Here is a 26323-nt window from a genome sequence, read left to right on the forward strand (position 1 = left end):
TACATAAGTATTGACCGGCTGGACGGCAACTAAGAAGTCGGTCTTTTCAATTTATTACAAAATAAGGAACAATCATATCCGATTGCTGACATTCTCCGTGACTTCCACCTTCTGAAGTTTTATGCATCCCATGGTCTGCTGTAAGAATAATTTTACCTTCCCAAATTTCTGATAATTGTTTAATACAGTTATCTATTTTGCTAATATAGTTCATTACCTCACCCGAATACGGTCCAAAGCTGTGTCCCCTGTCATCAATTCCGTGAAAATGAACAAATATCAAATCATAATCTTCTTTTGCTTCTATTAACGTACTTTCAAACATCTCATCATCCGTGTCGCCGTCTTTATTTAAATCTATATGTAGCATCGGCTCTATTTCCGTATTGAGAATTTTTATATCACCTTCCAATATAATAGATTTCTTATTGTTTTCCAATGTGTATTGAAAAATACTGTCGACCTTCATTTCTCTGTTGCTTCTGTCATGTATTCCGTTAATATCAGGAGTTTTTCCAGTTATAATAGCTGCATATCCTGCATTTGTAACAGGTGTATAAACACTTAAGGCCTCATTTTTATAATAGTTCTGAAGAAATTTTATATATCCCTCACTTAATGCATGCATGTATTGGTTTAATGAAAAACCGTCAAGTAAGACTAAAATAACTTTTTCATTATTTCCCAAGGATAATTTAGCATCATAATAAGCATCCGTTATGCTGAAAAAATCATTATATAAATATATACCTTTCAATTCCTTTAATTTACTGATGCTGATTGAGTCTTTAACAGGAAGTTTGACTATTGAACCCGTGTCATATATTAATGCAAGCTCATTATACTTTTCATCAGTTATATCTTCACTTAAAATAATATTATCTTGCAGATAGTAATCCGCTGCCAAATCTCCATGTTTATCAAAAATGTTAATTACTGATTCATTTACTGAAGAAGTTGAAACGCTGCAAGATATTAATAAAACAGAAAACATAATTAAGATTATTATTTTTTTCATATCATACCTATAAAATTATATTTATTTTTTTTAATCCTTTAATTATACTGTAAGCAATTATACCGCCTATTGCCCCGGACAGTGCCGCACTCGACAATATTAAAGCAACCGTAACAGGAGGTAATCTGAAAAACATTATGTTTGATATCAAGGTACCGGTTACATTAGCAGCCATGCAACCAAATAAGCAATGTAAAATGTTGTAGCTTTTATCCTTGGAAAACAGAAAAACTATATCAACCATCATACCCGGCAATGTATATGAGACTAAACTCATGATGCCGTGAGTTCCCATAGCTCCAGTGGCAATAACCAAAATACTTTGTACTATGCCAATCAATGTTCCCGTACCGGTTTTTTTTACAATGGCGGCGCCCAGCACAATCCAAAACATATAGAAACCTCCTGCTACCGCTCCGCCGGGAATAAACAAGGGACCCGATATAATGTGAACAAGCGGAACTATAATCGGTTTTGTGGCTACTCCTAAGCCGGACAGCATAGCAATGACTATTAAATTAAACACTGAAAAGTTACTTAAAAATGATTTAGCTTGCATATTGATACCTATTCCAATATAATTTCATTTACATGTTTTATCCATCGCTGGCTAAAGGGGTCTCTTCTTATAATCAGCTGAAACGGACCGTTTCCCCCTTGATTCTTTGACTTAAGATTTTCTCCGTCTCTTTCAAAACACAAATAAACATTGCTTTGTTCATTAATTTCTGCCATATCTAATATTATCCTGTATCCGTCTGACGCATTAAAGGTTGCTTTTTTAAATTTATCAATTTCAATCCTATTTTCATTTAACAGCTTAATCAGCTCAATTCCCTTATATTCCGTTTCTACCGGTTTTTGTCCGCTGCTTCTTACAACGGCAGGAAAAGCAATTGCATCTGTACTGTTATATATACTGTCTGTTTCAATTTCTGTAATTTCATTTCCAACCTTTACGGTCAAGGAAGCTTTTTCTTCAGAACAGGCAGTGAGCAGTATTAAAGTACAAACAATTATTATATTTTTAATAGCATTCTTTTTAATCATAATTACCTTCCCGTCAATAATGATTTACTTACTGCATCTCTTACAGCATTTAAATACCCTCTGCTTGTTGCTGTTGCACCGCTTATAGCATCAATATTTAAATTATTGGAATATTTTAATTCTTTAGATATTTCCTTGAATACTTCCTCATAATAACCTGTTGTCTCCCTGTGATTAATAGTTCTTACGTCTGTAATGATATTATCCTTGATTACTATTTCAACATCCATAAAACCGCCAAAACCCATACCTCTTCCTGTATAAGCCCCGTCATTCAAATTTGAAGCTCTGCCTGAAGTAAATACATGTTTAGCAGAAGAAGTTAAAGGCAGTAATATATATATTGACATAAACACAATTAAACTTATAAGAAGATATCTCTTAATTAATTTCCCTGAAAACTTATATGAAAATCCCTGTCTTCCTTTAATACACATATGACTTGTACATTCTGAACAATTGATACATTCGGGAGAAACCGTTAATTCATCTGTATAGGGTATATCTACCGGACAATTTTTTAAACAAACAGAGCAGCCGTCACAATTACTTGATTTGTATACCTTGAAAGGTCCCACTGCATATAAAAGTGCCTGAAATGCCCCTAACGGGCAGAGACATCTGCAAAAGATTCTCTTAATGAATAATGAGAATATAATAATAGCAAATAACACCACAGTGCCTATATGAATATTAAAACCAATAAAAATATTCATATAAGAAAGCCAAGGGGAATAGATCGATATCAAATTTCCAATACCCAAAATACTGAGCACCATGGTGATTATTAAAATCAAATATTTCAATATTTCAGGATTAAAATATTTTGTCTTTTTCAATTTAATTTCTTTAATATTCAGCTTTTTCCCTATAAATTTAAAGAAATCCTGCAGGCTTCCTATAGGACATATGTAACCGCAAAAAAATCTGCCAAACAACAGGGTCGTAACTGATATTGCAATTGTTAAGCCGATGCTTTTACTTATACCCCGCCATCTGTATGATAAATCGGTCAATGATGACTTTAATGAGCTCCAGCCACCGTATGGATTCAAATCACCTGCCGACAGAATCCTAAAATCTATAAAATCATTTATATACAAATAGTAAATAATACAAGCAGTTATAACTGATAAGGAAAAAATAATTTGAATTATTGCTCTTTTTTTTATTTTCATTTCTTTTCTATCCTTGCTAAATCAGTTAAAAGAATTTTACTGTCTTTATAGAAGCTGACTGTTTCCTCTTCAGATATTATATAGCTGTTTAACATATCATCTAAAGACAAGTTAATTTCTTCACCAGTTTCACTTACTGCAATAAAAGTATTGCCATCATTCCATCTCATACCTGCCGTCAATAGCACATCCTCTAACAGCATGGCTTCAGCTCCGTCTATATCCTCGGTTCTTACAACTTCTATTATTTTTTCGGGGAAAATAACGGCATCTTTGGTAGTTGAAAAATGTGTCATATTTTTTACATTCATACCAAGCTTAAAGTTTGGTGAAATATTCATTGGAGCATTTTCACCTTCAACCTTGATGAAGTATCTTTGTCTGACTAATGATATGGTTTCATTTTTGCTTAACCCGTCAACGGCTCCCATTGTAAAAAATCCCTTTTCATCTACAATATCAAATTTTCGGAGAATTTTACCTACCTCTATGGATTTGTCCTTACTTCCGTAATATTCATAATAATATGGTTCAATATCCTTAGTCAATATATTAAATATGTGTACCTTATCAATGTCCTTTGGGGATATTTCTTTATACAAATCAATATTGGACACCATCTTAACCCAATAAGGTCCTAATTCCATAGGCAGAGCAATTCGTACAGGTTTTTCTTCGTCTATTATAATTTTTCTGTCAACTTCCCATACTAATATCACATCATTTAAAGATAGCTTTTCTTTGTCTATCAAGGTGTAATAGCCATCACGTCCCGTAATTCCGATACCTTCATACTCACTTAAATTGATACCTTCTTTTTCAAGTACATGCCTTAAGGCAGGGCCTTTAACATGCATATCTGTTTCAGTACCTGTGGTATTTATTAAGGTAACATCCATTTCAAGCTGCTCATACTGCTTTATTTCATCAGTATCAACTCTTACACTGCCTTCTTCCCAGTTGATTAAAAAGCTGTTAATATCCTTCTGCCACATTTCCTGAGGTACAACATCCGCCACTTTAGCCATTTCAACATTGTTATTTTGGTATTGAAACACTCCAATAGCCGCATTTACTGCAGTTACTACCGCCTGAGAACTAACCGTCGCTCCCGTTACCTGGACTATATCTTCGTCATTTTCCTTGTCAAGAACAACTAAATTTAAATATTTGTCTGTAATTATATTTATAAATCTTTCCAAAAACCAATCCTTTTCTATATGTTCGGCATAATCCAAGGATTCTTCATGTTTCAATATTTTAATACCTATAAGTTTATTATCTTCAGTATCAAAGGCTGACAAAACTTCAACCGGACCATTGTAACCGATACAGTCAGTAACATATGCTTTAATTTCACCGTCTATTTTATAGCCTCTTTTAACCGAAGGAAAATTTAAAGATATAAAAACATCATCTGCTATGTCTTTAATTAATTCGGCTTTTTTTGCCTCCGGATAAAAAGACAGAGCTATTTTCTCTTCTTCAGAAGCCTTATTTTGTGTTAAAAACAATGTACCTATGATTATAACTGTTACGGCAATAATAATATAATAAAACTTTTTATTATTCATAATATCCTCGGATTATTCTATTAAAATTCTATCTATATTTGAAACCCAATTAGGTTTATTAACATCCCCTGCTTCCTTTTGACCTACTACAAGCTTAAAAGGAGCACCTTCTTCAGGATCATATTCTATTCCTTTTTCTTCCCATGCAATAATCATAGGATATCTTGCATCTGAATTTGTTTCATCAATATAATCTTGTTTCTTAGCCTGTTCCACCGTAAACATCATTTTATAACCATCTTGAGCTATAACTGTAATTGTTGAAGCTTCAGGTGAAATTTCAGATACTTCCAGCAGCTTCCATAAATTTACTCCCTTAAAATGAGTGTATCCGGTTGTTCCAAAGCTGTTTAGCGAATAAAAATCGGCCTCAAAAATCAAATCATTCATTTCTTTTAATTCATTGAGAGTAAATGATATTTCACTTTCTATAAGTCCTTGAATTTTCAAAGCAATTTCTTGTTCGGAATTTGATTCTTCTTTGTCTTCCGCTTGGGCTGATTCTTCATTTTCATTTGATTCTTCGGTATTATCTTTTACGTTGATTTCATTTTGCGCTGCGTTCTTTTCTTCATTATTTTTTTCTGTTTCTTCTTTTGGTTCTACTTCTAAATCTACTTTAGATTCCTCGTTGTGTTGTTCTTTATTTTCTGGCTCATCTACAGTTTCTTCTCTACCTTCATCATCTTGTATTTCTTCATCTTCTTCTTTTATTACTTCTGTTTCATCTCCAGAATTTGCAGCAATTTGATTGTTGTTTGAGGTACATGAAGTTAAGCTTAACAGTATAATAAACAATAATATCAATAATTTATTTTTCATAGTTCCTCCCAAACTGCTGAAAAAGCTCGCCTGTGACCTTTACCTGTCTTTCCGGCGCCTTGCAGGTCGAACTTTTTCAACAGCCTATTAATTTATTTATTCATATATCTTAACAGCATAACTGTTGCCTGTGCTCTGGTTGCGTTTTGATCCCCGCCAAAAACATTGTTTGGGAGACCTTGAATTATTTTTGAATTGACTGCTTTTGCAACAGGTTCTTTTGCCCAATCAGCTACATCATCGTTGTAAGACGACAATATTTGTGAAGCTTCTGTTGCTGTTAAATTTCCTTCTAAAAGCGAGCCGATTATTGTGCCGATTTCTTGTCTTGTTATTGGTGCATTCGGACTGAAAGTATTATTTTCATATCCCTTCACTAAATTGTTTTCAACTGCTTTATTAACATCATTTACAAACCAATCTTCAGCTTTTATATCGGTAAATACTGTCTTAGCATTTGTTGTATCAAGATCAAGAATTCTGACAATCAATGAAACAAATTCTGCTCTTGTGATGTTATCATCGGGTCTGAACATATTGCTGCTGCCCTTTGCATAACCCTTTTGCTGCATAGTCATAATTTCATTTTTAGCCCAATGATTTTCTATATCGTTAAATACAGACGTATTTTTAACATCCTTTAATTCGGGAGCTTCATAATCTCCTGTCCCCACAACTATACAATCCGTCCATTTGACCCACATGGATTTACTTTCTTCGATAATCAGCCTTATCGGTCCGTATGCGTTGTTGTTTGCATATCCCACATCACCTTCGTTTGCTACCAAAGGATATCCTTCAACCGCATAAGCAAGAATTATGTCTTTTATTTTACCTTGAGAATTTAACACGCCGTTCATTAACTGATCATTACTTCTCAAAATCTGGTTATAATTAGGTCCGCTGAATACTCTGACACTTGGTGCATCTACATCGTCCTTAAGTCCCGCAACATTTGAAATTATATCCCAAAGAACAACTCCTTCAAATTCTCTTATACCGTCACCCGTATAAATATCTCTGACAGCATAATCAGTCAACTCCTCAATTTGTCTTAAAGTAAATGTCATTGGCTCTTTTACTTGTGATCCGGTTACTCTGAGTACAGGTCTGTCCAAATAATCCTTATATACGCTTTGATCATGACTCCATGATGAATCCTTTGTAACTTCTATCTGTGTGCTTTCACCGTTTCCGCTTCCTTTTTCATCCGTCATCAATGAAGTACCTTCTCCAATAATGATTTCTTTGGCAAATTGAACCTGATTTGAACCATTAGTATCATTGTAATTTGTTTTACCGAATATTATGCGGAGAGGTCCTCCGTCATTACCTAACCCGGGATTAAAGCCGTTATCCGCAGGTCTTGTAACATAAGGATAACCGTTGAAGCCATAAGCAACTAAGACAGGCATTCCTGTACGTAATGGATCAACGTACTCTCCCGGGAATGTACCATCACCCTTATCCAGTGCACTTTTTTCATAATATCCGTACAAGGAACTGTCTTTTATTTCTTTTATAGTCATAGGAGCAAAATTATAATTGTCGGCTGCTATGAAACGAACACTAATATTCTCATCAATATTAGGATTTAAACCTGCTTCAAGCAACAACTCCCACAACGGTACACCTTTAAATGTATTGTAATACCAGAAATATTCGCTGTTTGACAAACTGTATTCATCGGTTACATGAAGAGTCTTCATGGCTTCAATATCAGACACTTTATATCTTACTTCCTTACCGAGACCGTCTCCATGAATTATTAATTCATATTCCGTATATTTCACATCGTTATAAGGCGCATATGTATGTTCATATATGTTTTTTGCGTCCTTTTCTTCAATATAAATATACGCAACATTGGAAAATTCCTTAGCACTTTTTTTGTCCTGGTCAAAAACTAACTTAAAGCACCCGTTATCATTGTGTTTCTCTTTTATATAGCCTTCTTCTGTATTTAGGTATACGAGAGGAACCTCATTGATACCATATGCTACGACATATTTTTCTGCCTCTGAAATAGGAACAGTCACTATTTTTTGTCTTGATTTATCTTTAAAAGTTATATTGCCTGCATTGCCCTTTGCCTTAACGTAATTATCTATTAAATACTTAGCGTTAATTCCTTCATAGGAATTCTCAATTATTTTTCCGGCGACTTTTTCATTGTAGATTTTCGTAACCTGACCATTTAAATCCTCTTCAATTTGCCTTAAGGAAACTGCTCTGTAACCTTCAACAGCAGGACCTTCTATGGTAAAGGTTGCGCCTGTTATGGCATCTACGTTATAGGGCTCTCCTTCATATGAAAGATGTTTGTACGGTGATTTTTGATCTGATTCATTTTTTATATCATCACCAACCGTAATCTTTATAACTTCTTTTCCCCATTTAGACATATTCATATCATCAATATCGTTTTGTCCAAAAACTAACTTTGGAAAATCTCTGTCTAAATCCTTTTCTGTAAGAGCTCTGTCAGACCATATTATCGGCGGAGCAAAAACATCCTTTGGAAAATCCGCCAATACTGCATTATATTTTGCGATCATAGGAGACACGTTTAATTTACTTTTTTCTGTAAAGTCACTGTAGCTGTATGTATTTTTTAATTCGCTTATTGTCTTTGTAAATTCAAACCCGTCTGCACATGTAAATTTAACTTTATAATCTATGTCATTTTTTAAATTATCAGTACCTATTAATTCAAATAAATCGTATCCTTTTGCTTTAACTATTTTATGAAAACTTAGTGAATTATTAGTGGAATATATTTTTTCCACCATCGAATATTTTGACCAATCCGATTCAGTAATTATAACTTCTTTATTAACTCCGGTGCCTGTTATTAATAAATCAACCTCTGATGCATTTACGGGCAATATCAAAGCTTGGGAAATAATCATGCATACAACCAATATCAAAGATAATATCGATTTGTTTTTAATCATACTGACCTCCTTTTGTTAATATTGAAACCCGCCGCCTTTGGAGGCGGCGGGTATCTTTATTTAAATAATGCATTAAATACCACTAAAGCTGCTTCTGCGCGGTTTACATCTTTTGCAGGTTCAAAATTCTCACCGGCAACTCCTGTAAATACTTCTTCCGCTTCAAGCCATGCTACTGAGTTTCCTGCCCAATCGGCAACTGCATCTTTATCTGAATAATCAGATTTTTCCATTACGAATTTATTTAATTTTTCCTGAGCCACCTTACCGGAAGCTACGGCTGCTCTTGCAACTACAGCTGCCATTTCCTGTCTTGAAATTATTTTTTCCGGAAGGAATGTCCCATCTGTATTTCCTACAAACAAACCATTATCAACTGCAGCTTGTACATATACCGAAGACCATCTGTCAGCTGTTACATCACTGAAGGTTCCTTGATATTCTTTTGTTTCATAACCTAAAGCTTCAATAATTATTTTACAGAATTGCTCTCTTGTAAACGGATTTTGCGGTGCATATAACCCATCACCCATACCATCGATTATACCTTTATTGGCAAGGGCATAAATAGCTTCTTCAGCAAATTTATATTCTTCTGTTATATCAGTAAATACTTTTTCTGCGTCAGTATCTGCAGGCTCTTCTGTTTCTATAGGTTCTTCTGTAGCAGGAGCTTCTTCTTCAGTAACAGCTATCTTATTTACCAATTTATAAACTGTTCCAAATTCACCCTCTTGTTTAACTTTTCTGTAAACTGTTATATCGTCTGTGTCAGCATTTTCATCATTGTCTATTATTTCACCGTTTACTTCATATGCTATAACATATTTCAGTTCATCATTAAATATATCTTCAAGAGATTGAGGATCAATCGGATAGCCGTCAGATGCTTCAAATAATACTTGTCCATTTTCAAAAGCAATATCGGCTTTTTCCTTTAAAAGATATTTTAAGCTTACACCCTTTACATCAGCTGTTTTTTCACCGGTCTTGCTGTTATATATGTACTCTTCATCAATTAGTGCTTCAGCCGGCATTGCTTTTAAATCATCAAGTGAGAACTTCAATGTTTCTTCCACACCATTAACTGCTACTTCTAACGTATAATCAGCAGCAAATGCAGAAACCTGCGACAATATAAGTGCAATTGTCAATACAAATAAAACAAATTTTGATTTTCTTAACATATTCATCTTCCTCCAAAAGTATAAATAATTACAAAAAAACAGCATACCTGATGGAAATGCTGTAAAAATTAAAACTCCTTTCCAACAGGAGGCCTCATCGTTTCCAAACAAGACCCTAACGGCATAACGACCATGATTTCTTTTAGGCAGCTATACTCGGAGCTATTTTCTATATTGTGTAAATTATATCATATTATAAAAATTATGTAAAGATAAACAATAATACTAATAAAAATAATGGCAGCCTTCATAGTACAGCCATTATTTTTATCAGTAATTAATTTAGTTTAATTACTTTTAGCTTTAATTCTATCCATATTATCATTTTGACCAATTCCAAGTAATATTGTTGCAAACATTACTGCAAGCATAGCATATGCATAGAATACGTATGGTGTTATATCTAAAGCTGCTAATGGTGCACTCGAATCGGCAGCAAATCCTAATGTGTAAATCATTGCCGGAGTCCAAGGCAAGCTGTATACAAATGTATTAGATTGAGCATCCATTAAATTTGCTACTCTGTATGGGCTTATATTGTGTTTCTCTCCTAACGGTTTTGCAAAAGAAGCACCAACCGCCAATATTGCCGGAGCATTTAAACCCATTAATGCAGAAAGCGATATAACCATTGCTGAAATCGTAATTTCTGCTCCGATTCTTGTATCTGTAACTTTATTTAATGAATTTAACAATTTAATATCTCCGTGTCCTCTTCTCATAATAGCAATCGATCCGAATAGCAACAAAGCTAATAATATAACCTGTATCATACTGCTTAATCCCGTTTGAATCGTACCTCCGATAGTACGGTCAAGACCTTGTCCTGATACAGAGAATATTGCCGGTTTTACTGCGTCTACAACATCTATTTGTACAAAATCAAATAATCCTGCCGCAATACCTGTAACTGCTCCCACTACCGAACCTATTATAGTTGCTATAATTATATTACCTGTCTTTACAGCTACAATAATTGTAAATATAACAGGTATAAACATAAACAATGTATTGGGATTATAAGAAATATTACCTGCTGCAGTACCTGCCGTTGCCTTCATAGGTCCTAAAATTAATATTGCTATAATTGTTATGGCTCCTGCTGTAAAAGCATATTTTAATCTTGATTTAACTACTCCCGGTACGTCAACTCCCTGAGAAGTTGCAGAACATATAGTTGTATCTGAAACAGGAGCTAAATTATCACCAAATGCACCACCTGATATAATTGCACCGGCAACTAACGGTGGGTATGCTCCTAATGCTACCGCCGCCGGATACAAGACACCCATGCCTGTTGCAATGGTTCCAAACCCGGTACCTGTGGCTGATGCGAAAACAGCAGAAGCAATGAATGTAATAATTGTAAAAGCTGTACTGCCAACACCCATGTTAGCTGCAACACCTGCAATACCTAAAGCAAGTCCCGAATCTCTTAAAATTCTTGAAAACACTCCTGCAAATAACCAGCAAACAACAGGAATTAATGCCTCCTTGCTTGCCATACCTTCTATTACAACGTCAGAGAACTCTTTCTTGTCTTTTGCAAAGAAAAATCCTATTACAAGAGCCATAAAAGCCGGAATCCACAATGCACCATCAGATATTGAACCAAAGTGGAATGTTGTAACTATAATTAATACTAAGAACACTAAAAAAGGTATAAATGACATCCATTCGCCACCATAAAACTCAAGTTTTTTTTCTTTTAATTCCATATTTCCCTCCTAAAATTATTAGTACAACCATATATAAGCAAATTCTATGCCAAAAATAATTAAAATAGAACCGGCTGAAAATAAACAAAAATAAAAAAGCTGCTAAGTATTTATTTTCACATGGAAATTTTATTCATAGCAACTTCTTTCCTATTGAATATTAAATCGAATCTTTTAAATTATATTCTATTATTTTATTAAATAATTGTCTTCTGCTGATATCCATTAATTTGGCTGCATGAGTTATATTGTTGTTACACTCTTTTAAAACACCGATTATATAATTAATTTCAAAATTTCTTTTTGCTTCCTTGTATGATGTTATATCTAAATCATTATATTTATTTGATCTCCCGGTGTCCCTTTCACTGTTATATATTTCTCCTCTGATTATTTCACCGTCTGATAATACTACCAATCTTTCGATTATATTTTTTAATTCTCTGATATTACCTGGATAGTCATAATTCAATAATTGATTTCTTGTATTTTCATCTATTCCTATAATTTTTTTACCCATTTCCTTATTAAATCTGTTTATAAAAAAATTTATCATATCCTCTAAATCCTCTTTCCTATTACGTAACGGAGGAATTTTTATTTCTATAGTATTAATCCGAAAATACAAATCTTCTCTGAACTTTTCTTCTGATACTGCCCTCTTTAAATCTTTATTTGTAGCTGATATCAACCTGAAATTAACATTTATCAGCTTGTTTGAACCCATGCGTTCGATTTGCTTTGTTTCTAAAACTCTTAATAATTTAATTTGAATAGGTTCTTCCATATCTCCTATCTCATCTAAAAAAATGGTACCTCCGTTAGCTTCCTCTAAGTGTCCTATCCTTCTATGTTCCGCACCTGTGAATGCTCCTTTCTCATGCCCAAACAGTTCTGATTCAATTAAATTAGAAGAATAATATTGACAGTTAATTGGTATAAACGGCATATTGGCTCTATCGCTTTTATCATGTATCATATTTGCTATTATTTCTTTACCGGCTCCTGATTCACCGGTTATAAGAACATTTGAATTGCTTTCTGCGACCCTGATTACTAAATCATACACATTTCGCATTTCTTTATTTTTGCTTGTGTAAAGAAATTTGCTTTTCATATTATTTTTATTTAATTCGTTAACATTATTTAAAGAAAAAATTTTTTTTACCTTTTCAATTTCTATTATTAGTTCTTCGGGGTTATGACTTTTTATAAAATAACCAAAAGCACCTATTTTCATAGATTGAACAGCAGTTTCAACACTTCCGTAACCTGTTACCATAATTAATTCTATATTTTTACTATACTTTTCTTTTACATCCTTTAAAAATTCAACTCCGGATTTGCCGGGCATCATAATATCACTGATTATTAAAGAATAATAGTCCTTATTCAGCATTTCATAAGCTTCTTCGGCTGAAGCAGCTGCATCTATACTATATCCCTTTTTCTTCAATAGCATTTTATATGTTTCTCTGTAATCATCGTCGTCATCTACAATTAAGATTTTAAACAAACCTGCCATTACTCTGTCTTCCTTTCTAAAGGTATGGTTATGGTAAAAATAGTTCCTTCTCCCAATTTACTTTTCACATCTATTTTCCCGTTTAATTTTTCTATTTCCGAATAAACAATAAACAAACCTAAGCCTGTACCTTTGCCTAACTCCTTTGTAGTAAAAAACGGATTAAATATATTACCTATATCGTCTTCAGAAATACCGATTCCGTTATCTTTAAAAGTAAAAACCAAACTATCCTTCTCTAAGTTTATATAGATTCTTATAATACCATTATCATCTATTGCATCAATAGAATTAGACATTAAATTCATAAATATATGTTCCATACTCTCAAAGCTTAAATTAACTTCCTTATCGATACTGCTGTTAACTTCTACCACTATACTTTTATTTTTAATAATATCACTGTGCATTTCAATTATTTTGTCAATCATTTGCGGAACATTAATCAGCTGTTTAGCATTGCTTGAAAACCTTGAAAAGCTTAATATATTATCTATAATGCTGCTTGCTCTGTTAACAGCCGAATCTATAAAATCTAATGATTTATTAATTGCTTCATCAAACTTTTCATTAATTCTTATTAAATAACTTTGCGTTCTTATTATCCCCAACGGATTTCTTATTTCATGAGCCATACCCGCGGCTAATTGTCCCACAGCAATCATTTTATTGTTCTGAAGCATTTTATTTCGATTTATTTTGTCCAATGTAATGTCTTTTATAGAAATGAGAAACGCATTATTAATTCCTTTTAGCAGTTGTATGCTTAATTCATATACTTCATTGCCAATCATACTTTCTTTTTTAATATCTTTGTGAGAATCCAATATTTCATTCATTAATATATTTGGCTCGTTATAAAAGTTATTTAAATATACATCACAAAGTTCTCCAACCATGTTAATACTTTGAACCCCTAAAAAGTCTGCAAAGCTTTTATTTGCCTTCAATACTCTTTTATCACTGTCAACTACCATCATAAATTCTGAGATTCCATCAAAAATTTTCTGAAGTTCGTTTCTACTCTGTTCTAATTCACGCGTCCTGATATTTACCTGCTTTTTTAGTGATAAATTATTAAATACCACAATTGAAAATATGGCTATTATTATTACGACTAAGATAATAATATCATCAATTATCTCGGCATATGTCTTAATCTTAATTAGTGGTGTTGAAATACCAAACCACTTCTGCTGAATTTCTTCTAAGCTTCCCTTTTTATTTACTTGAGAGATTGCTTTGTTAAGTATTGAAACTAACTCCGGTTTATCCTTCGAAACAGCTAAAACTACCTCAAGTTCATATAAAATGAGGTTAGAAAACTTTGATTCATCAATATCTTTATCGTTGTCCATCAAATATGTAATTATAGGTTCATCTCCTATAACAGCATCAACTTCGCCTTGTAATAATAACTTATAACCTTCTGCTACATTATGTGTGTACACCAATTCCGCATCAGGATAGTTTTCAATTAAATAATTATTGGCATAATCACCCTTTTCTGTTGCGATTTTTAAATTATTGATTTCATTTAGTTCAATGTTATGATCTTTTCGTAATAATAAAACAGTTCTTAAATTGTAGATTGGATTAGTAAACAAGTAAACATTATTTCTTTCTTCGTTAATAAACATATCACATATATGAGTTTCACCTTTTTTTAACGATTCTAATGCCTCATTCCATTGCATGGGCACAGTTTGTATGTCAACTCCGATTTCTAAAGAAATCTGATTTATATAATCAACAACAACGCCTTTATATTGATTATCTTTTTCATCTACAAATCGCAGGGGAGGTGCATTTTCATTTGCTGCATAAATAATTGAATCCTGCTTTTTCAGCCAATCAATTTCTTCTTGAGTTATTTTGTTGCTGTTTGCAATTAACATATACAATATAATAATTGTCAAAATAATTACAACTAATGTAATGGTACCTTTTATCCTGTTCATTTGTTCTCCATCTTTTCAACTGTGGTTAACTGCTATTACACTCATTTATACAAAAAGTTGTGTATAAAAGTAATATTATTTCTTAATTATACAATATTATCATAAAGTAAAGTAAACAACAATCAAAAAAGCGAGATATATAATATTCCCGCTCAGATTGATGACAAAGTCATCAAGATGTAGGTTGTTATTCATAAATATTTACTATTCTATCTCCAACCATATCCATATTTAAATATTCCCTGTGTCTTATGGGGATGGTTACAACTTCAGGATTACCATCGCTTATAAATCTTTCTCTCGTGCCATTTTCAAAGGATCTGAAATAATCATATATGCCGCAATTATCTACATTTATTTCACTGGCTGTAACCCTGTATAAGCTGTTAAAATCAATCAATGTATCAAACGGCGAGTATGCAGGTCTCCAGCCTACATCCAGAGTTGCAATCGTATTGTATTTATTACCTTCATATTCTCCGCTCAGCATAATTTCCAAATTTTCTTTTTTGGGATTGCTTCCATGCGGAAGTGCCAATGTTTCAACTTCATAATCAGGTATGATTGCTTTTATTATATTGTTTACAGAGCCGATTTCCGCTTGAATTTCATCTGAGCTTAACAATTCCATCTCATAATGGCTGTAAGTATGATTTCCTATGTCATACCCATTTTCAACCAGCCATTTTATTTTTTGCTCTGTGTACTCTTTTTGTCCAAATGGATTAGCATTTAAGAAAAAACTTGTCGTAACATCAAAATCATCATATTTTTTCTTAAATTCTTCTAATATTCCCACGGCACAATCCGGGTCAATTATCAATTCACCGTCTTTTTCTATATAATTAAAATTGTTTTGCCTTCCGTCATCAAATGTTAATATTATAGGAGTATAACCTGCTTTAGTTTTTATTTCTCCTTTTGCATAATCATTTAAGCTTATCATTTGATATTTATTCTGATACATATATTCTAAATCTTTACGAAAGTTTTCAGGAGTTCTTTGCCATACTAATTCTTCAGGTCCGATGCCATGATACATAAGAATCATGACTTCCCCAAGCTCATTTGGCTTTAACGACAAATCAATTGCAGCAACAGGATCAATTTCTTCTGTATCTTCCAATTCCTCTGTTTCATCATCCTCCCCTTTAATCGGATTTTCAGGAACCTGTTCATTTTGCTCATTGCTTGGATTCTCATTTGATGCTTCTTTATCTTTTGCAGAGCATGCGGTTAAAACAAACATAATAATCATAAAGATGATAATAAATTTTTTCTTCATTGACTTTCTTTCCCCTTTTATAATGATACCTAATTGTATAATATCTTTAGCAATATGTCTATATGAAGAATTTTCATATTCATATTGATGACAAAATCATCAATATGGTAGACCGTTGAAATTTTTTCATATTATTGTTGTTATTGGCTAATAATTTGGTATAATTAATTAAGCAGATGTCCCAAATCTTTGATTTGGTGTCAGTCGATTATGCTGTAAGTGAAATAGCGAAAGTAGTTTAGCACTTAGGAGGAAGAATGAGTAACGGAAATAAAATAGCTCAGGATAAGCTTAAGCTTCTATACATATTAAATTTTATTAATGTACCATTAACAAATATTGAAATAACAAATTTCATATTAGATAATAACATTCTTGATTATTTTACCTTACAGGGACTGTTGTCTGATTTATGCGATTCTAAATTTGTAGTTTTAAATTCAAAAAAAGGAAATGAATATTACGCAATATCCGAAGCCGGAATAGCTGCTTTAGACATGTTCGGAGAGATACTGCCTGAATATTTTAAAAATGAAGTAAAACAAAATTTATCATATTTAAAAAAGGAAATAAAAAAACACAGAGAATTGCTTGGACACTATTATAAGAGAAAAGATGACGAATTTATTGTATCTCTTCAGGTCATGGAAAATGAATCCGTCATTTTCAGCTTAAGCATTAATGTCATAGATGAAGCAACAGCAAAGAACATATGCAAAAAATGGGATTCAAATCCTGAACAAATATTTTCTAACATTGTTAAAACTCTTACATCCGATCTTAGTTAATAATTTTTATACAGCCGGGGATAAAGGAAATATCTATCGTTTTTGAAATTGTATGATAGTTCTTATCTATGGCTGTTATTTGATTTTTCTTGGAATTATTAATATATACATAATAATTACCCACAGTTAAGCTTTCAGGATAACCGCCTAAATAACTAATTTTTATTAATTCTTTTTTCACAACATCTATTGTATAAATGTTTTTGTCAACAATGTTTATTAAATATATTTTATTATTGCTTTCGTCAAAATCAAAATCAGAGCATAATCCTTCAATTTTTATGACCTTTTCTATTTCACCCGTTATGATGTTTATAAAATTAATGTTTGTATGTACATTGCCGTTTACAAAATAAGTCATAACAATTAAACAGTCCCCAAATATAAACATATGCATGGGTTTTCCGCTTGTTTTGAAATGTCTTTTTTCTTCTCTGTTTTCCGAATATTCTATAATTTCATTTTCTTCATAACAGCATGTGTACAGCTTTTTATTATTGGGGTTGTATAAAACATCGTGAGGTTTTATACCGGCCGGGATGGATTCTGTCAATGAAAAATTAGTTATATCTATTACGGAAATATTATCCGATTCAAAATTTGCAACATAAATGTTATTTTCATCTAATGTAATATGACGCGGGTCCCTGCCTACATTTGTTTCTGAAATTTCATTAAAACTCAAATCGTATTTATATATTTTATTATTGTATGAATCCACCAAGTATACGGAATTCTGCCAATTAACTATGCTATGAATAGCAATTTTTTCTGACTTGCCAATATAAACTGCTTTTTTACAAATATATTCCTCTTCCAATAATTCAAGTAAAAATAAAAATAAATTTCCCTGACTGTTTCCCGTAACAGCCAATATTTCATTACATATCAAAGCAATCACCTCCATATAGTTTATGATAAAAATTTAAAGAAGTGATACTAATTCGCATTAAAAATGTTCCCTTGAAGCGAATTAGTAGATGCTGTTTTCCTATGTCGCGGACAAATATTTGTCCGCATTTTGAAATAAAAACAGTATGAATGTTTTAAAATTGCTTTTTTAGGGTATTAATGATATATAGCTTAAAAAGGAGATTTAAATTATGATAAAAGAAAATGTAATTAAATTATTAAACGAACAAGTAAACAAAGAGATGTTTTCAGCTTATTTATACTTAGATATGTCAAATTACTATATTGATAATGGTTTAGATGGTTTCGGAAATTGGTTTAAGGTTCAGGCACAAGAAGAAATGGATCATGCGATGCTGTTTATTCAATATATGCAGAACAACGGTTTGTCGGTTAAATTATTAGTAATTGGTGCTCCTGATATAGAATTCAAGAGCTATGATGCTCCACTTCACGAATCTTTAAAGCATGAAAAATTTGTTACCGATTCAATAAATAATATTTATGATGAAGCATTCAATGCTAAAGATTACAGAACCATGCAATTCTTAGACTGGTTTATAATGGAGCAAGGTGAAGAAGAGAAAAATGCTGATGAATTAATACAAAAATACAATAATTTCGGAACAGATGCAAAGGGTTTGTACCTTCTTAATACAGAATTAAAAGCAAGAGTTTACGCTCCCCCATCATTGGTTTTAGATTAAACCTAAATCAATGTTCAATAAATAATACAACAAAAATACAGCAGATAATCTGCTGTATTTTTTGTTGTATTCGCCTGAGATTTACTTACATTCTTGGTATACAAACTCTTGTTCCTACAATCAAAAAGTTAGCAGGTCTTAAGCTCGGATTAGCAATCAATAGCTGTGAAGGTGTTAAATTGTTGCCTATAGCAACAGTTGAAAGTGTGTCTCCTGACCTAATAATGTATTCTATTGCATTTTCGGAGCAAACTTCGAAATTTTCCGGTGGAATACACAGCTCTGTGCCGGGAACAATAACATTCGGATTAAAATCTCTGTTAGAGCCTATTAATTCATTCAAGCTTAAATTATAGCTGATTAAAATATCACTTAAACGTGTTCCCTCTTGAATTGTAACTACTGTTCCAAATGGGCATCCCGGTGGAACATTAGGTATACATATTTCCTGCCCAACCTTTAAATCATAAGGATTTGCTTCAGGATTTGCTTCAAGTAATAAATTAAGCGGTATTTCATATGTCCGAGCTATATTATAAAAACTATCCCCTTCCCTAATAATATAATAAGCCCCATTTACGCACGGCGGTCTTTGAGGTACTCTCGGTACACACAAAGACATACCTTCGGTCAAGGTTCTTAGCCGCAAAGTTGGGTTTAATTCCAACAGTCCCACTAAATTAGTGCCGAACCTTGCTGCTATGGAATTCAATGTATCTCCGGGCTGAACAACATAGGGCATTGTATTTACATTAGGACATTGAACCTGATTTTGGTTTTGTCTATAAATCATTATATAATCACCTCATAATATAATTTGTTATTTTATAATATTCATGAGGTAATTAATGTTTCTTAAATATTATGTTGAAACTTGTATTATTAATTAACTATTTGCAAACTTATCACGCTCTGAAACGGCAAGCTTGTCACAACGCTCGTTATATTCATGTCCGTTATGACCTAATACATGGACAAATTTAATATTATGATTATCCATTGTTTTTAATAATCTTTCCCACAAATCAACGTTTAAAACCGGCTTTCCGTCAGATTTTTTCCAGTTTTTCTTTTGCCAGGAACTAAGCCAGCCCTTATTGATTGCATCCGCAACATATTTTGAATCAGTTGTAACAGTAACATCACACTTTTCCTTAAGTGCTTCAAAGCCAACAATAACCGCCATAAGCTCCATTCTGTTATTAGTAGTGTTTTTTTCTCCGCCGCTAAGCTCTAATTCATTTCCGTTATATTCTAATATTACTCCATACCCTCCGGGACCGGGATTTCCACTGCATGCACCGTCCGAATAAATATTAACTTTTTTCATTTCATTCCGCCTGTGTTTATAATTTCTATCTGATTCAATAAGATTATTACCCATTATTAAACGTTTATAATTTTTAGTATACAGTTCATTCATACTAAAATCAAGTGAAAATATCCGCTTCATTACATAAGTAAGAGCTGTACGTTACTGTACAGCTCAGATTTATAACAAAATAATAAAGATGATAAGTGTTGAAAAAGTTCGTCCTGCAAGGCGACGTAAGAACAACCGCAGCGTATTCAGACATACGTTGAGGATTGACCCGGCTGGACGGCAACAAAGCAGACGGGCTTTTTCAGCAACCTAAAGCTAAGTACAAATTATCTGCAGCATTTACCTCTGCCGCCAATACCACCAAACAAGTTCTTTCCGCAAAGCAAACAGAAAATTACAAATATAATTATAATCCATTCTATCCAATCATTGCCGAAACCTCTGTCACAGCAATCGAAATTTGTAGCTCTTACTTCATCTGACATATATATTCACCTCTCTTTTATTTTATTTTAATATATGTCAGTAAATAAGATTTGTGATTGTTAAAATTGATTATTCAATAAGACTTTAGCATTGCTTAAGGGTTTTATATAACTTCTAACGTCGAATATGCTTTATTAATTAATTCTTCAACATTCAATCTTTCTTCCGAAATTAAAATAGAATCTAATTTTGGATTTATGAGAGGATGTGAGGGAGCAAACACAGAGCAACAATCATCATAAGGTAAAATTGAAGTTTCATAAGTTCCGATTTCCTTTGCTCTGTCCATTATTTCCGTCTTATCCATACCTATAACCGGTTTAAGTATAGGCATTCCTATAGAGTTTTCTATAACTATCATAGATTTCATTGTCTGGCTTGCAACCTGGCCTAATGATTCACCTGTTATTAACATCTCCAGTCCATTTTCTTCAGCTATTCTTTCCGCAATTCTCATCATGAACCGCCTTGCTAAAATAGTGGTTTCCTCTTCTCTGCAGTGCTCTTTTATGGCTTTATGGACGTCTAATAAATTAATGCTGTAAAGCTTAATTGTTCCGCAATATTCCTCTAAAATTTCTTTAAGCCGCTTAACCTTTTCATTTGCTCTTTCTGATGTAAACGGATATGTGTGGAAATAAAGAGCACTGATTTCAACTCCTCTTTTGGCAATCATATAGCCTGCTACAGGACTGTCAATTCCTCCTGATAAAAGTAACAGTGCCTTTCCACAGGAACCTATCGGCATTCCTCCTACAGTGCTGATCCTTTCTGATGATATATAACAGTTTTTCTTAATATCTATCATTATTTCTATATCAGGATTATGAACATCAACCGTTACGTCTGTGAAAGCATTCAATATCTTTTCACCTGTTAATGCGCTGAAATCCATTGATTTAATAGGAAAGGTCTTATCCCCTCTCTTTGTATTAATCTTAAATGTTTTTATATTTTGTTTTTCTTTAAGATATCTAAATAAATTAATTGCTTTTTCTATAATAATTTCCGGTTCTTTTTCAACCTTTATGGAGGGACTTATAACAACTATTCCAAAAACCTTTTTAACCTTATTTATAATTCCGTCCATATCATAAATATGCTTAGTTTGTATAAAAACCTTGCCTAATTCCTTGTAAATGGATACATCCTTGTACTCTTTTAATGCATATCTTATTTGTTCTGTAAGTTTATGTTCAAAAGAACCTCTGTTTTTTCCTTTTAAAAATATTTCTCCAAAGCTTACTGCCACAACATTATACATATTTTGTCCTTTTAATTCCCTTTCTATATCATCATTATTTCTCTTATATCATTAACTGATTGTTTAATATGCAGTACAACATATTCTACTTCGTCAAGTTTATTAAAATAACCTAAGCTTATTCTTATGGAGCCGTCGATATATTCCTTGCCGACATTTATTGCGTCTAATATCCTGTTATTCTTACTTTTAGATGAACATGCCGAACCGGTTGAAACATATATTCCTTTTTGTTCTAAAAAGTGTACCAGAACTTCTCCTCTTACATTTTTAAATGACACATTAAGTATGTGAGGGGCTCCTTCTTCATTTAATAAACTGTTAATTTGAATATCATTTATTTCTTCGGATAATCTTTTAGCGTAAAGAGCTTTAAGCTCATTAAGCTTATATTTTTCTTCTTCAAAATTTTCATATAGAAGCTTGCACGCTTCACCAAAACCAATAATACCCGGAGTATTTTCAGTACCCGGACGAACTGATTTCTCCTGACCTCCTCCAAAGACCGACGGTTTAATTTTTAATGAAGAACGAACAAATAATCCCCCAATTCCTTTGGGACCGTGAATTTTGTGACTGCTGAATGCCATTGTATCAACGGGGATATTATTTATATCAATTTTTATCTTACCATATGATTGTACAGCATCCACATGTATTTTGGTATTTTTATTTTTGCTTTTAACGATTTCAGCTATCTTTTTTATATCCTGCACAATTCCAATTTCGTTATTAACATGCATAATTGATACTAATACGGTATCAGAATCCACTTTTTTCTTTAAATTATCAAGATTGACTCTTCCCATACTATCGGTTTCAACATATCTGATATTTGCTTTATCCCTGAATTGATCAATCACATTGTAAACAGAAGGGTGTTCAATTTTTGTGGTAACAATATTTGAATTTTCGTATATATTACTTAAGTGGCTAATCAGCGCAATATTGTTACTTTCAGTACCACCGCCCGTAAAATATATTTCCTCATATTTTGCATTAATTATTTTAGCGGCATACCTTCTTGCTTCATCAATTTTCTTTTCTGCCACCAGTCCCATACGATGCAGAGATGAGGGATTTCCATAATAATTTTCATTGACATCAACGATTTGCTTCAATACTTCCTGCCTTGCCTTTGTTGTTGCACTGTTATCTAAATAAACTTCCATACATACCTCTTAGACATAAAAAATTTGTAAAAAATACTTGCAAAATAATGTTTCGTTTGTTATAATAATCTATGGTTATCCCCCCCGATAACCAAAATATATTCCCAATACCCCTTTTATGCATATTAATGCTTCACAACGATGGCCCCAAGGCCATTTTTGTGTTTTCATGACTTTACCTGTTTTTTCAACCTCAATTATTTTCCTTCCTCATCTCAGCCAAATACAACTCCAACGCCTTCTTAACCGTATCGTTGTCGGCAGAATTATAAATTATGTCATCTATAGTTTTTACCGGCAGCACATCATTTGATGTACCTGTGATAAATGCAGCATCAAAGCTGTCAAGTTCATTATACTTTACAATGCGTCTTACTACTTCAATACCGTTTATTTCACAAACTTCTATAACCTTGCTCCTTGTAACTCCAAGAAGTACCGCTTCATCCGGTGCTGTAACAAGCTTATTGCTTTTAACAAAAAATATATTGGATTTACTTCCTTCGCTTACAGTATCATCATTATTTATTAAAATCACTTCATATGCTTTTGTATTTCTTATAATTTCCTCGACCTTTTCCTTGAAGCTTTTTTGAAAAGCTTTTACATTCGGATTATTTCTATTTATTTTTGCCGTAGACGTATGAACTCCGGTCATAAATTGTTCCTTTGCAGGATAATGGCTTTCTATAAAATAAAATAAAACTACCGGCTCGTTATCATAATAATATGAAACTCTTATATTACAGTTTTCAAAATTATTTTCTTTAATCAATAACTCAATTGAATTTTGAAACTCATCAAAATTTAAACTTCCTTCCACATTGCTTAATCGTATGCTGTCTCTCATACGTTCAAAGTGCTCTTTTAAAAATATCGGACTCTTTTTGATTACTCTTATAACCTCATATATTTTTGCCGTGTCCTTTGTCAATAAATCATTTAATTCATCCTTGCTTATCAATTGATCATTCATAACATTTATGTTTGAAATAATATTCATCATTTATTCTCCTTTTCATCCCAAAATGACTTTATTTCATTTATTAAGCTATTTGCATTATTAACTCTTTTATAATGCTTCCAATGCTCAGGGAACAACCTTATGTATGTCATCTGGCATAATCTTGAATCTATCATAAGCACTATGCCTCTGTCTTTTTCAGTCCTTATTACCCTGCCTGCCGATTGCAAAATTCTATTGAAGCCGGGATATTTATATGCAAAGTCATATCCTGAATTATATTTTTCATCAAAGAAGCTTTTAATAATATTTCTTTCAAAAGAAATCTGAGGTATTCCTGTACCTATTATAACCGCACCTATTAATTTTTCAAGAGGCAAATCAATGCCCTCAGAAAATACTCCTCCAACAACAGTGAATAACACCACACCTGTTTCGTTTTTAAATTTATCTACAATTTCTGTTTGTTCTTCTTCGTTTATAGTCTGGTGCTGCAAAATAACATTTGAAGTATCATATAAATTTTCATACACTTCATAAATTTTTCCCATGAAGCTGTAGGAAGGGAAAAACACCATATAATTACCCTTCTTTTCGGATATTACTTTATTTATATAGCTGCATGCTGATTCTATGTTTGCTTCTCTTTCCGTGTATTTCATGGAAATATCCGAAGATATCATTAAATTTAAATTTTCATCATTGAAGGGCGATTTGATCTTTAATATATAGTCATCATCATCGCCGCCTAAGATATATCTGAAATATTTTAAAGGAGTTAAGGTTGCGGAAAAAAATATTGAAGACCACGCATTTTTTAATATTTCTTTTAATACTGAGGAAGGATCTATTAAAAACAATTTAACTTTAGTTTTATTTCCTATGAAATCAATATAGTAGCAAAAATTTGAATCTGCAATTTCAGAAATTTTTATAAAAAATGTGCTTTTAAAATACATATCAATTAGCTCATCCGGCATATTTTCATTTTTTTTATCATTTATAAATTCTTCTGCTATACTTGAAAATTTCCTGAGGGAGCTTATTAAATCAACAGGCTCACTTTCTAAGATCCGGGGCTCATTATCAGTTTCCTTTTTAATTTCAATAAATCTCTTATTAATAGTAAATAATGCACTGCTTATTTTCTTATTAATTTTCTTCATTTCTTTATAAAGCTCATAGAAATCTTCCTTTATAAGCTCGGGAGAATACATGTCTCTTGTTCTGTCCTCAAGATTATGAGCTTCATCAATCAAAAGTATATCATTGGTATTTTTAAATACATCGTCCCTTTGAAGTGCAACTCTCGGATCAAAATAATAATTATAATCACAAATGACAACATCAGACATATAACCTAAATCAAGAGAAAATTCAAACGGACAGAGATTATGTTTTCTTGCTGTTTCTTCTATATATTCTCTATCAAATAAGCAACTGTTTTTAACAGCGTTTTTGAGAGGTGTATTTAACCTGTCGTAATATCCTTTAGCATATGGGCAATATTCCGGGTCGCAGTTCGTTTCATCCATAAAGCATATTTTATCCTTGGCTGTTATAACTGTGGTTCTCAGGCTTAATCCCTTATCAACCATCATTCTGACAGTATTAAAAGCAATTGTTTTAGTGGATGATTTAGCAGTCAGATAATAAACTTTTGTATTATTTTTATAATTCATGGATTTAATTGCAGGAAATAAAACCGATATAGTTTTCCCGACACCTGTCGGTGCCTGAGAGAATAATTTTTTACCTTCTTTTATTGTACTGAAAACCGCAACAGAAAAATCTCTCTGCCCTTTTCTGTAATAATCAAACGGAAATTTAAGCTCATCTATAGATATTTCTCTTTTCTTTTTTAAATCGATAATCGTTTGAGCCCAATCAATATAAGAATTTAATAATTGATAAAAAAATAATTCAAGTTCATTTAAATTATATTTATAAAGAATTGTCTTTGTTTTTTCTGTATCTAAGTTATAGTACCTTAATTGAATTGAAATAGTATCTATTTCATTATCAAGGCAGTAAATGTATGCATAACATTTTGCTTGTGCAATATGAGCTTCATTATAATTTTTTTCAATAAAATCCAAATTTGTATAAGTAGATTTAATTTCATCTATTATAATTTCATTGTTTTCAGATATTATTCCGTCAGCTCTTCCTTCTATTATAAACTGTATATTGTTAACGGTAAATTCTCTTTTGAGAAAATACTCTTTTTGATAATTTTCTCCCATTAACGATTGAAGAATTTTATGTGCCTTTATTCCTTCCATTGCTCTTTCGGCACTCAAGCTTTTTACGTTAATGTCGCCGCTTTTATATACAAATTCAACTAATTCTCTAACTGAAAGTTTAATGAGATCCATGATTTGCTCCAAAATATCAATTTCTTTCTCCCTCGGTCAGTTATTTCGCAGGA

22 protein-coding genes and 1 riboswitch are annotated in these 26323 nt (G+C 32.3%); of the genes, 2 read left to right on the forward strand and 20 right to left on the reverse strand.

Going from position 1 to position 26323, the window contains the following annotated elements; all coding sequences use genetic code 11:
* Positions 1-46: 46 nt before the first annotated feature.
* The 12 genes from RT412_RS10410 to RT412_RS10465 form a co-directional block, all read right to left on the reverse strand.
* Positions 47-1018: an alkaline phosphatase family protein gene (locus tag RT412_RS10410; protein ID WP_313343337.1), complete on the reverse strand. Its 972-nt coding sequence runs from the start codon at positions 1016-1018 to the stop codon at positions 47-49.
* A 7-nt stretch (positions 1019-1025) separates the two neighbouring features.
* On the reverse strand, positions 1026-1577 hold the full coding sequence (locus tag RT412_RS10415) for an ECF transporter S component (protein WP_313343340.1): 552 nt from the start codon (positions 1575-1577) through the stop codon (positions 1026-1028).
* Positions 1578-1585: 8 nt separating this feature from the next.
* Complete coding sequence (locus RT412_RS10420) at positions 1586-2068, reverse strand: hypothetical protein (protein WP_313343343.1); 483 nt, start codon at positions 2066-2068, stop codon at positions 1586-1588.
* 2 nt (positions 2069-2070) lie between these two features.
* On the reverse strand, positions 2071-3246 hold the full coding sequence (locus tag RT412_RS10425; protein WP_313343346.1) for a 4Fe-4S binding protein: 1176 nt from the start codon (positions 3244-3246) through the stop codon (positions 2071-2073).
* Positions 3243-4820, reverse strand: coding sequence for an FMN-binding protein (locus tag RT412_RS10430; RefSeq protein WP_313343349.1), 1578 nt, complete (start codon positions 4818-4820; stop codon positions 3243-3245). The genes RT412_RS10425 and RT412_RS10430 overlap by 4 nt, the downstream gene beginning before the upstream one ends.
* 12 nt (positions 4821-4832) lie before the next feature.
* The gene (locus RT412_RS10435; protein WP_313343352.1) at positions 4833-5642 is read right to left on the reverse strand and encodes a molybdopterin-dependent oxidoreductase; all 810 of its coding nucleotides are present in this window, start codon (positions 5640-5642) and stop codon (positions 4833-4835) included.
* Positions 5643-5734: 92 nt separating this feature from the next.
* Positions 5735-8599 carry an S-layer homology domain-containing protein gene (locus RT412_RS10440; protein ID WP_313343355.1) on the reverse strand — a complete coding sequence of 955 codons (2865 nt, stop codon included), beginning with the start codon at positions 8597-8599 and terminating at the stop codon, positions 5735-5737.
* Positions 8600-8655: 56 nt separating this feature from the next.
* Positions 8656-9786: an S-layer homology domain-containing protein gene (locus tag RT412_RS10445; RefSeq protein ID WP_313343357.1), complete on the reverse strand. Its 1131-nt coding sequence runs from the start codon at positions 9784-9786 to the stop codon at positions 8656-8658.
* A gap of 58 nt (positions 9787-9844) precedes the next feature.
* Positions 9845-9960: riboswitch (molybdenum cofactor riboswitch) on the reverse strand.
* A 113-nt stretch (positions 9961-10073) separates the two neighbouring features.
* Positions 10074-11504: a Na+/H+ antiporter NhaC family protein gene (locus RT412_RS10450; protein ID WP_313343360.1), complete on the reverse strand. Its 1431-nt coding sequence runs from the start codon at positions 11502-11504 to the stop codon at positions 10074-10076.
* A gap of 160 nt (positions 11505-11664) precedes the next feature.
* Positions 11665-13029, reverse strand: coding sequence for a sigma-54 dependent transcriptional regulator (locus RT412_RS10455; protein WP_313343363.1), 1365 nt, complete (start codon positions 13027-13029; stop codon positions 11665-11667).
* A complete protein-coding gene (locus tag RT412_RS10460; protein ID WP_313343366.1) occupies positions 13029-14990 on the reverse strand; it encodes a transporter substrate-binding domain-containing protein in 1962 nt (653 codons plus the stop codon). The genes RT412_RS10455 and RT412_RS10460 overlap by 1 nt, the downstream gene beginning before the upstream one ends.
* 187 nt (positions 14991-15177) lie before the next feature.
* Positions 15178-16275 carry a polysaccharide deacetylase family protein gene (locus RT412_RS10465; protein WP_313343369.1) on the reverse strand — a complete coding sequence of 366 codons (1098 nt, stop codon included), beginning with the start codon at positions 16273-16275 and terminating at the stop codon, positions 15178-15180.
* Positions 16276-16532: 257 nt separating this feature from the next.
* On the opposite strand from RT412_RS10465, the gene RT412_RS10470 reads away from it, so the two are divergent.
* On the forward strand, positions 16533-17063 hold the full coding sequence (locus RT412_RS10470) for a DUF4364 family protein (protein ID WP_313343372.1): 531 nt from the start codon (positions 16533-16535) through the stop codon (positions 17061-17063).
* On the opposite strand, the gene RT412_RS10475 is transcribed toward RT412_RS10470, so the two are convergent.
* The gene (locus RT412_RS10475; protein WP_313343375.1) at positions 17056-17955 is read right to left on the reverse strand and encodes a YncE family protein; all 900 of its coding nucleotides are present in this window, start codon (positions 17953-17955) and stop codon (positions 17056-17058) included. The genes RT412_RS10470 and RT412_RS10475 overlap by 8 nt on opposite strands.
* A 211-nt stretch (positions 17956-18166) precedes the next feature.
* On the opposite strand from RT412_RS10475, the gene RT412_RS10480 reads away from it, so the two are divergent.
* Complete coding sequence (locus RT412_RS10480; RefSeq protein ID WP_313343378.1) at positions 18167-18682, forward strand: ferritin; 516 nt, start codon at positions 18167-18169, stop codon at positions 18680-18682.
* An 85-nt stretch (positions 18683-18767) separates the two neighbouring features.
* On the opposite strand, the gene RT412_RS10485 is transcribed toward RT412_RS10480, so the two are convergent.
* The 7 genes from RT412_RS10485 to RT412_RS10515 form a co-directional block, all read right to left on the reverse strand.
* Positions 18768-19475 (reverse strand): LysM peptidoglycan-binding domain-containing protein, encoded by a 708-nt coding sequence (locus RT412_RS10485; protein WP_313343382.1) that lies wholly within the window; start codon positions 19473-19475, stop codon positions 18768-18770.
* A 93-nt stretch (positions 19476-19568) separates the two neighbouring features.
* Positions 19569-20012, reverse strand: coding sequence for a ribonuclease HI (gene rnhA, locus RT412_RS10490; protein ID WP_313343385.1), 444 nt, complete (start codon positions 20010-20012; stop codon positions 19569-19571).
* 320 nt (positions 20013-20332) lie between these two features.
* Positions 20333-20491, reverse strand: coding sequence for a hypothetical protein (locus RT412_RS10495; protein WP_313343388.1), 159 nt, complete (start codon positions 20489-20491; stop codon positions 20333-20335).
* A gap of 104 nt (positions 20492-20595) precedes the next feature.
* The gene (gene thiI / locus RT412_RS10500; protein WP_313343391.1) at positions 20596-21756 is read right to left on the reverse strand and encodes a tRNA uracil 4-sulfurtransferase ThiI; all 1161 of its coding nucleotides are present in this window, start codon (positions 21754-21756) and stop codon (positions 20596-20598) included.
* 23 nt (positions 21757-21779) lie between these two features.
* Entirely contained in the window at positions 21780-22928 is a 1149-nt protein-coding gene (locus RT412_RS10505) for a cysteine desulfurase family protein (protein WP_313343393.1), read from the reverse strand.
* 193 nt (positions 22929-23121) lie between these two features.
* Positions 23122-23934 carry an aminotransferase class IV gene (locus tag RT412_RS10510; protein WP_313343396.1) on the reverse strand — a complete coding sequence of 271 codons (813 nt, stop codon included), beginning with the start codon at positions 23932-23934 and terminating at the stop codon, positions 23122-23124.
* A complete protein-coding gene (locus RT412_RS10515) occupies positions 23931-26270 on the reverse strand; it encodes an ATP-dependent DNA helicase (RefSeq protein WP_313343398.1) in 2340 nt (779 codons plus the stop codon). The genes RT412_RS10510 and RT412_RS10515 overlap by 4 nt, the downstream gene beginning before the upstream one ends.
* Positions 26271-26323: the final 53 nt, after the last annotated feature.

This window comes from Sedimentibacter sp., assembly GCF_032080165.1.
In the GTDB taxonomy this organism is placed as follows: Bacteria; Bacillota; Clostridia; order Tissierellales; family Sedimentibacteraceae; genus Sedimentibacter.

What these genes read in the sequence shown, in the direction of transcription:
- RT412_RS10515 (WP_313343398.1), bottom strand. Translation starts at nt 26,270, where the DNA reads ATGGATCTCATTAAACTTTCAGTTAGAGAATTAGTTGAATTTGTATAT.
- thiI (WP_313343391.1), bottom strand. Translation starts at nt 21,756, where the DNA reads ATGTATAATGTTGTGGCAGTAAGCTTTGGAGAAATATTTTTAAAAGGA.
- RT412_RS10510 (WP_313343396.1), bottom strand. Translation starts at nt 23,934, where the DNA reads ATGATGAATATTATTTCAAACATAAATGTTATGAATGATCAATTGATA.
- RT412_RS10445 (WP_313343357.1), bottom strand. Translation starts at nt 9,786, where the DNA reads ATGTTAAGAAAATCAAAATTTGTTTTATTTGTATTGACAATTGCACTT.
- rnhA (WP_313343385.1), bottom strand. Translation starts at nt 20,012, where the DNA reads ATGAAAAAAGTTAATATTTATTCGGACGGTGCATGCAGTGGAAATCCC.
- RT412_RS10425 (WP_313343346.1), bottom strand. Translation starts at nt 3,246, where the DNA reads ATGAAAATAAAAAAAAGAGCAATAATTCAAATTATTTTTTCCTTATCA.
- RT412_RS10410 (WP_313343337.1), bottom strand. Translation starts at nt 1,018, where the DNA reads ATGAAAAAAATAATAATCTTAATTATGTTTTCTGTTTTATTAATATCT.
- RT412_RS10495 (WP_313343388.1), bottom strand. Translation starts at nt 20,491, where the DNA reads ATGTCAGATGAAGTAAGAGCTACAAATTTCGATTGCTGTGACAGAGGT.
- RT412_RS10430 (WP_313343349.1), bottom strand. Translation starts at nt 4,820, where the DNA reads ATGAATAATAAAAAGTTTTATTATATTATTATTGCCGTAACAGTTATA.
- RT412_RS10450 (WP_313343360.1), bottom strand. Translation starts at nt 11,504, where the DNA reads ATGGAATTAAAAGAAAAAAAACTTGAGTTTTATGGTGGCGAATGGATG.
- RT412_RS10505 (WP_313343393.1), bottom strand. Translation starts at nt 22,928, where the DNA reads ATGGAAGTTTATTTAGATAACAGTGCAACAACAAAGGCAAGGCAGGAA.
- RT412_RS10420 (WP_313343343.1), bottom strand. Translation starts at nt 2,068, where the DNA reads ATGATTAAAAAGAATGCTATTAAAAATATAATAATTGTTTGTACTTTA.
- RT412_RS10415 (WP_313343340.1), bottom strand. Translation starts at nt 1,577, where the DNA reads ATGCAAGCTAAATCATTTTTAAGTAACTTTTCAGTGTTTAATTTAATA.
- RT412_RS10465 (WP_313343369.1), bottom strand. Translation starts at nt 16,275, where the DNA reads ATGAAGAAAAAATTTATTATCATCTTTATGATTATTATGTTTGTTTTA.
- RT412_RS10485 (WP_313343382.1), bottom strand. Translation starts at nt 19,475, where the DNA reads ATGATTTATAGACAAAACCAAAATCAGGTTCAATGTCCTAATGTAAAT.
- RT412_RS10460 (WP_313343366.1), bottom strand. Translation starts at nt 14,990, where the DNA reads ATGAACAGGATAAAAGGTACCATTACATTAGTTGTAATTATTTTGACA.
- RT412_RS10480 (WP_313343378.1), top strand. Translation starts at nt 18,167, where the DNA reads ATGATAAAAGAAAATGTAATTAAATTATTAAACGAACAAGTAAACAAA.
- RT412_RS10470 (WP_313343372.1), top strand. Translation starts at nt 16,533, where the DNA reads ATGAGTAACGGAAATAAAATAGCTCAGGATAAGCTTAAGCTTCTATAC.
- RT412_RS10455 (WP_313343363.1), bottom strand. Translation starts at nt 13,029, where the DNA reads ATGGCAGGTTTGTTTAAAATCTTAATTGTAGATGACGACGATGATTAC.
- RT412_RS10435 (WP_313343352.1), bottom strand. Translation starts at nt 5,642, where the DNA reads ATGAAAAATAAATTATTGATATTATTGTTTATTATACTGTTAAGCTTA.
- RT412_RS10440 (WP_313343355.1), bottom strand. Translation starts at nt 8,599, where the DNA reads ATGATTAAAAACAAATCGATATTATCTTTGATATTGGTTGTATGCATG.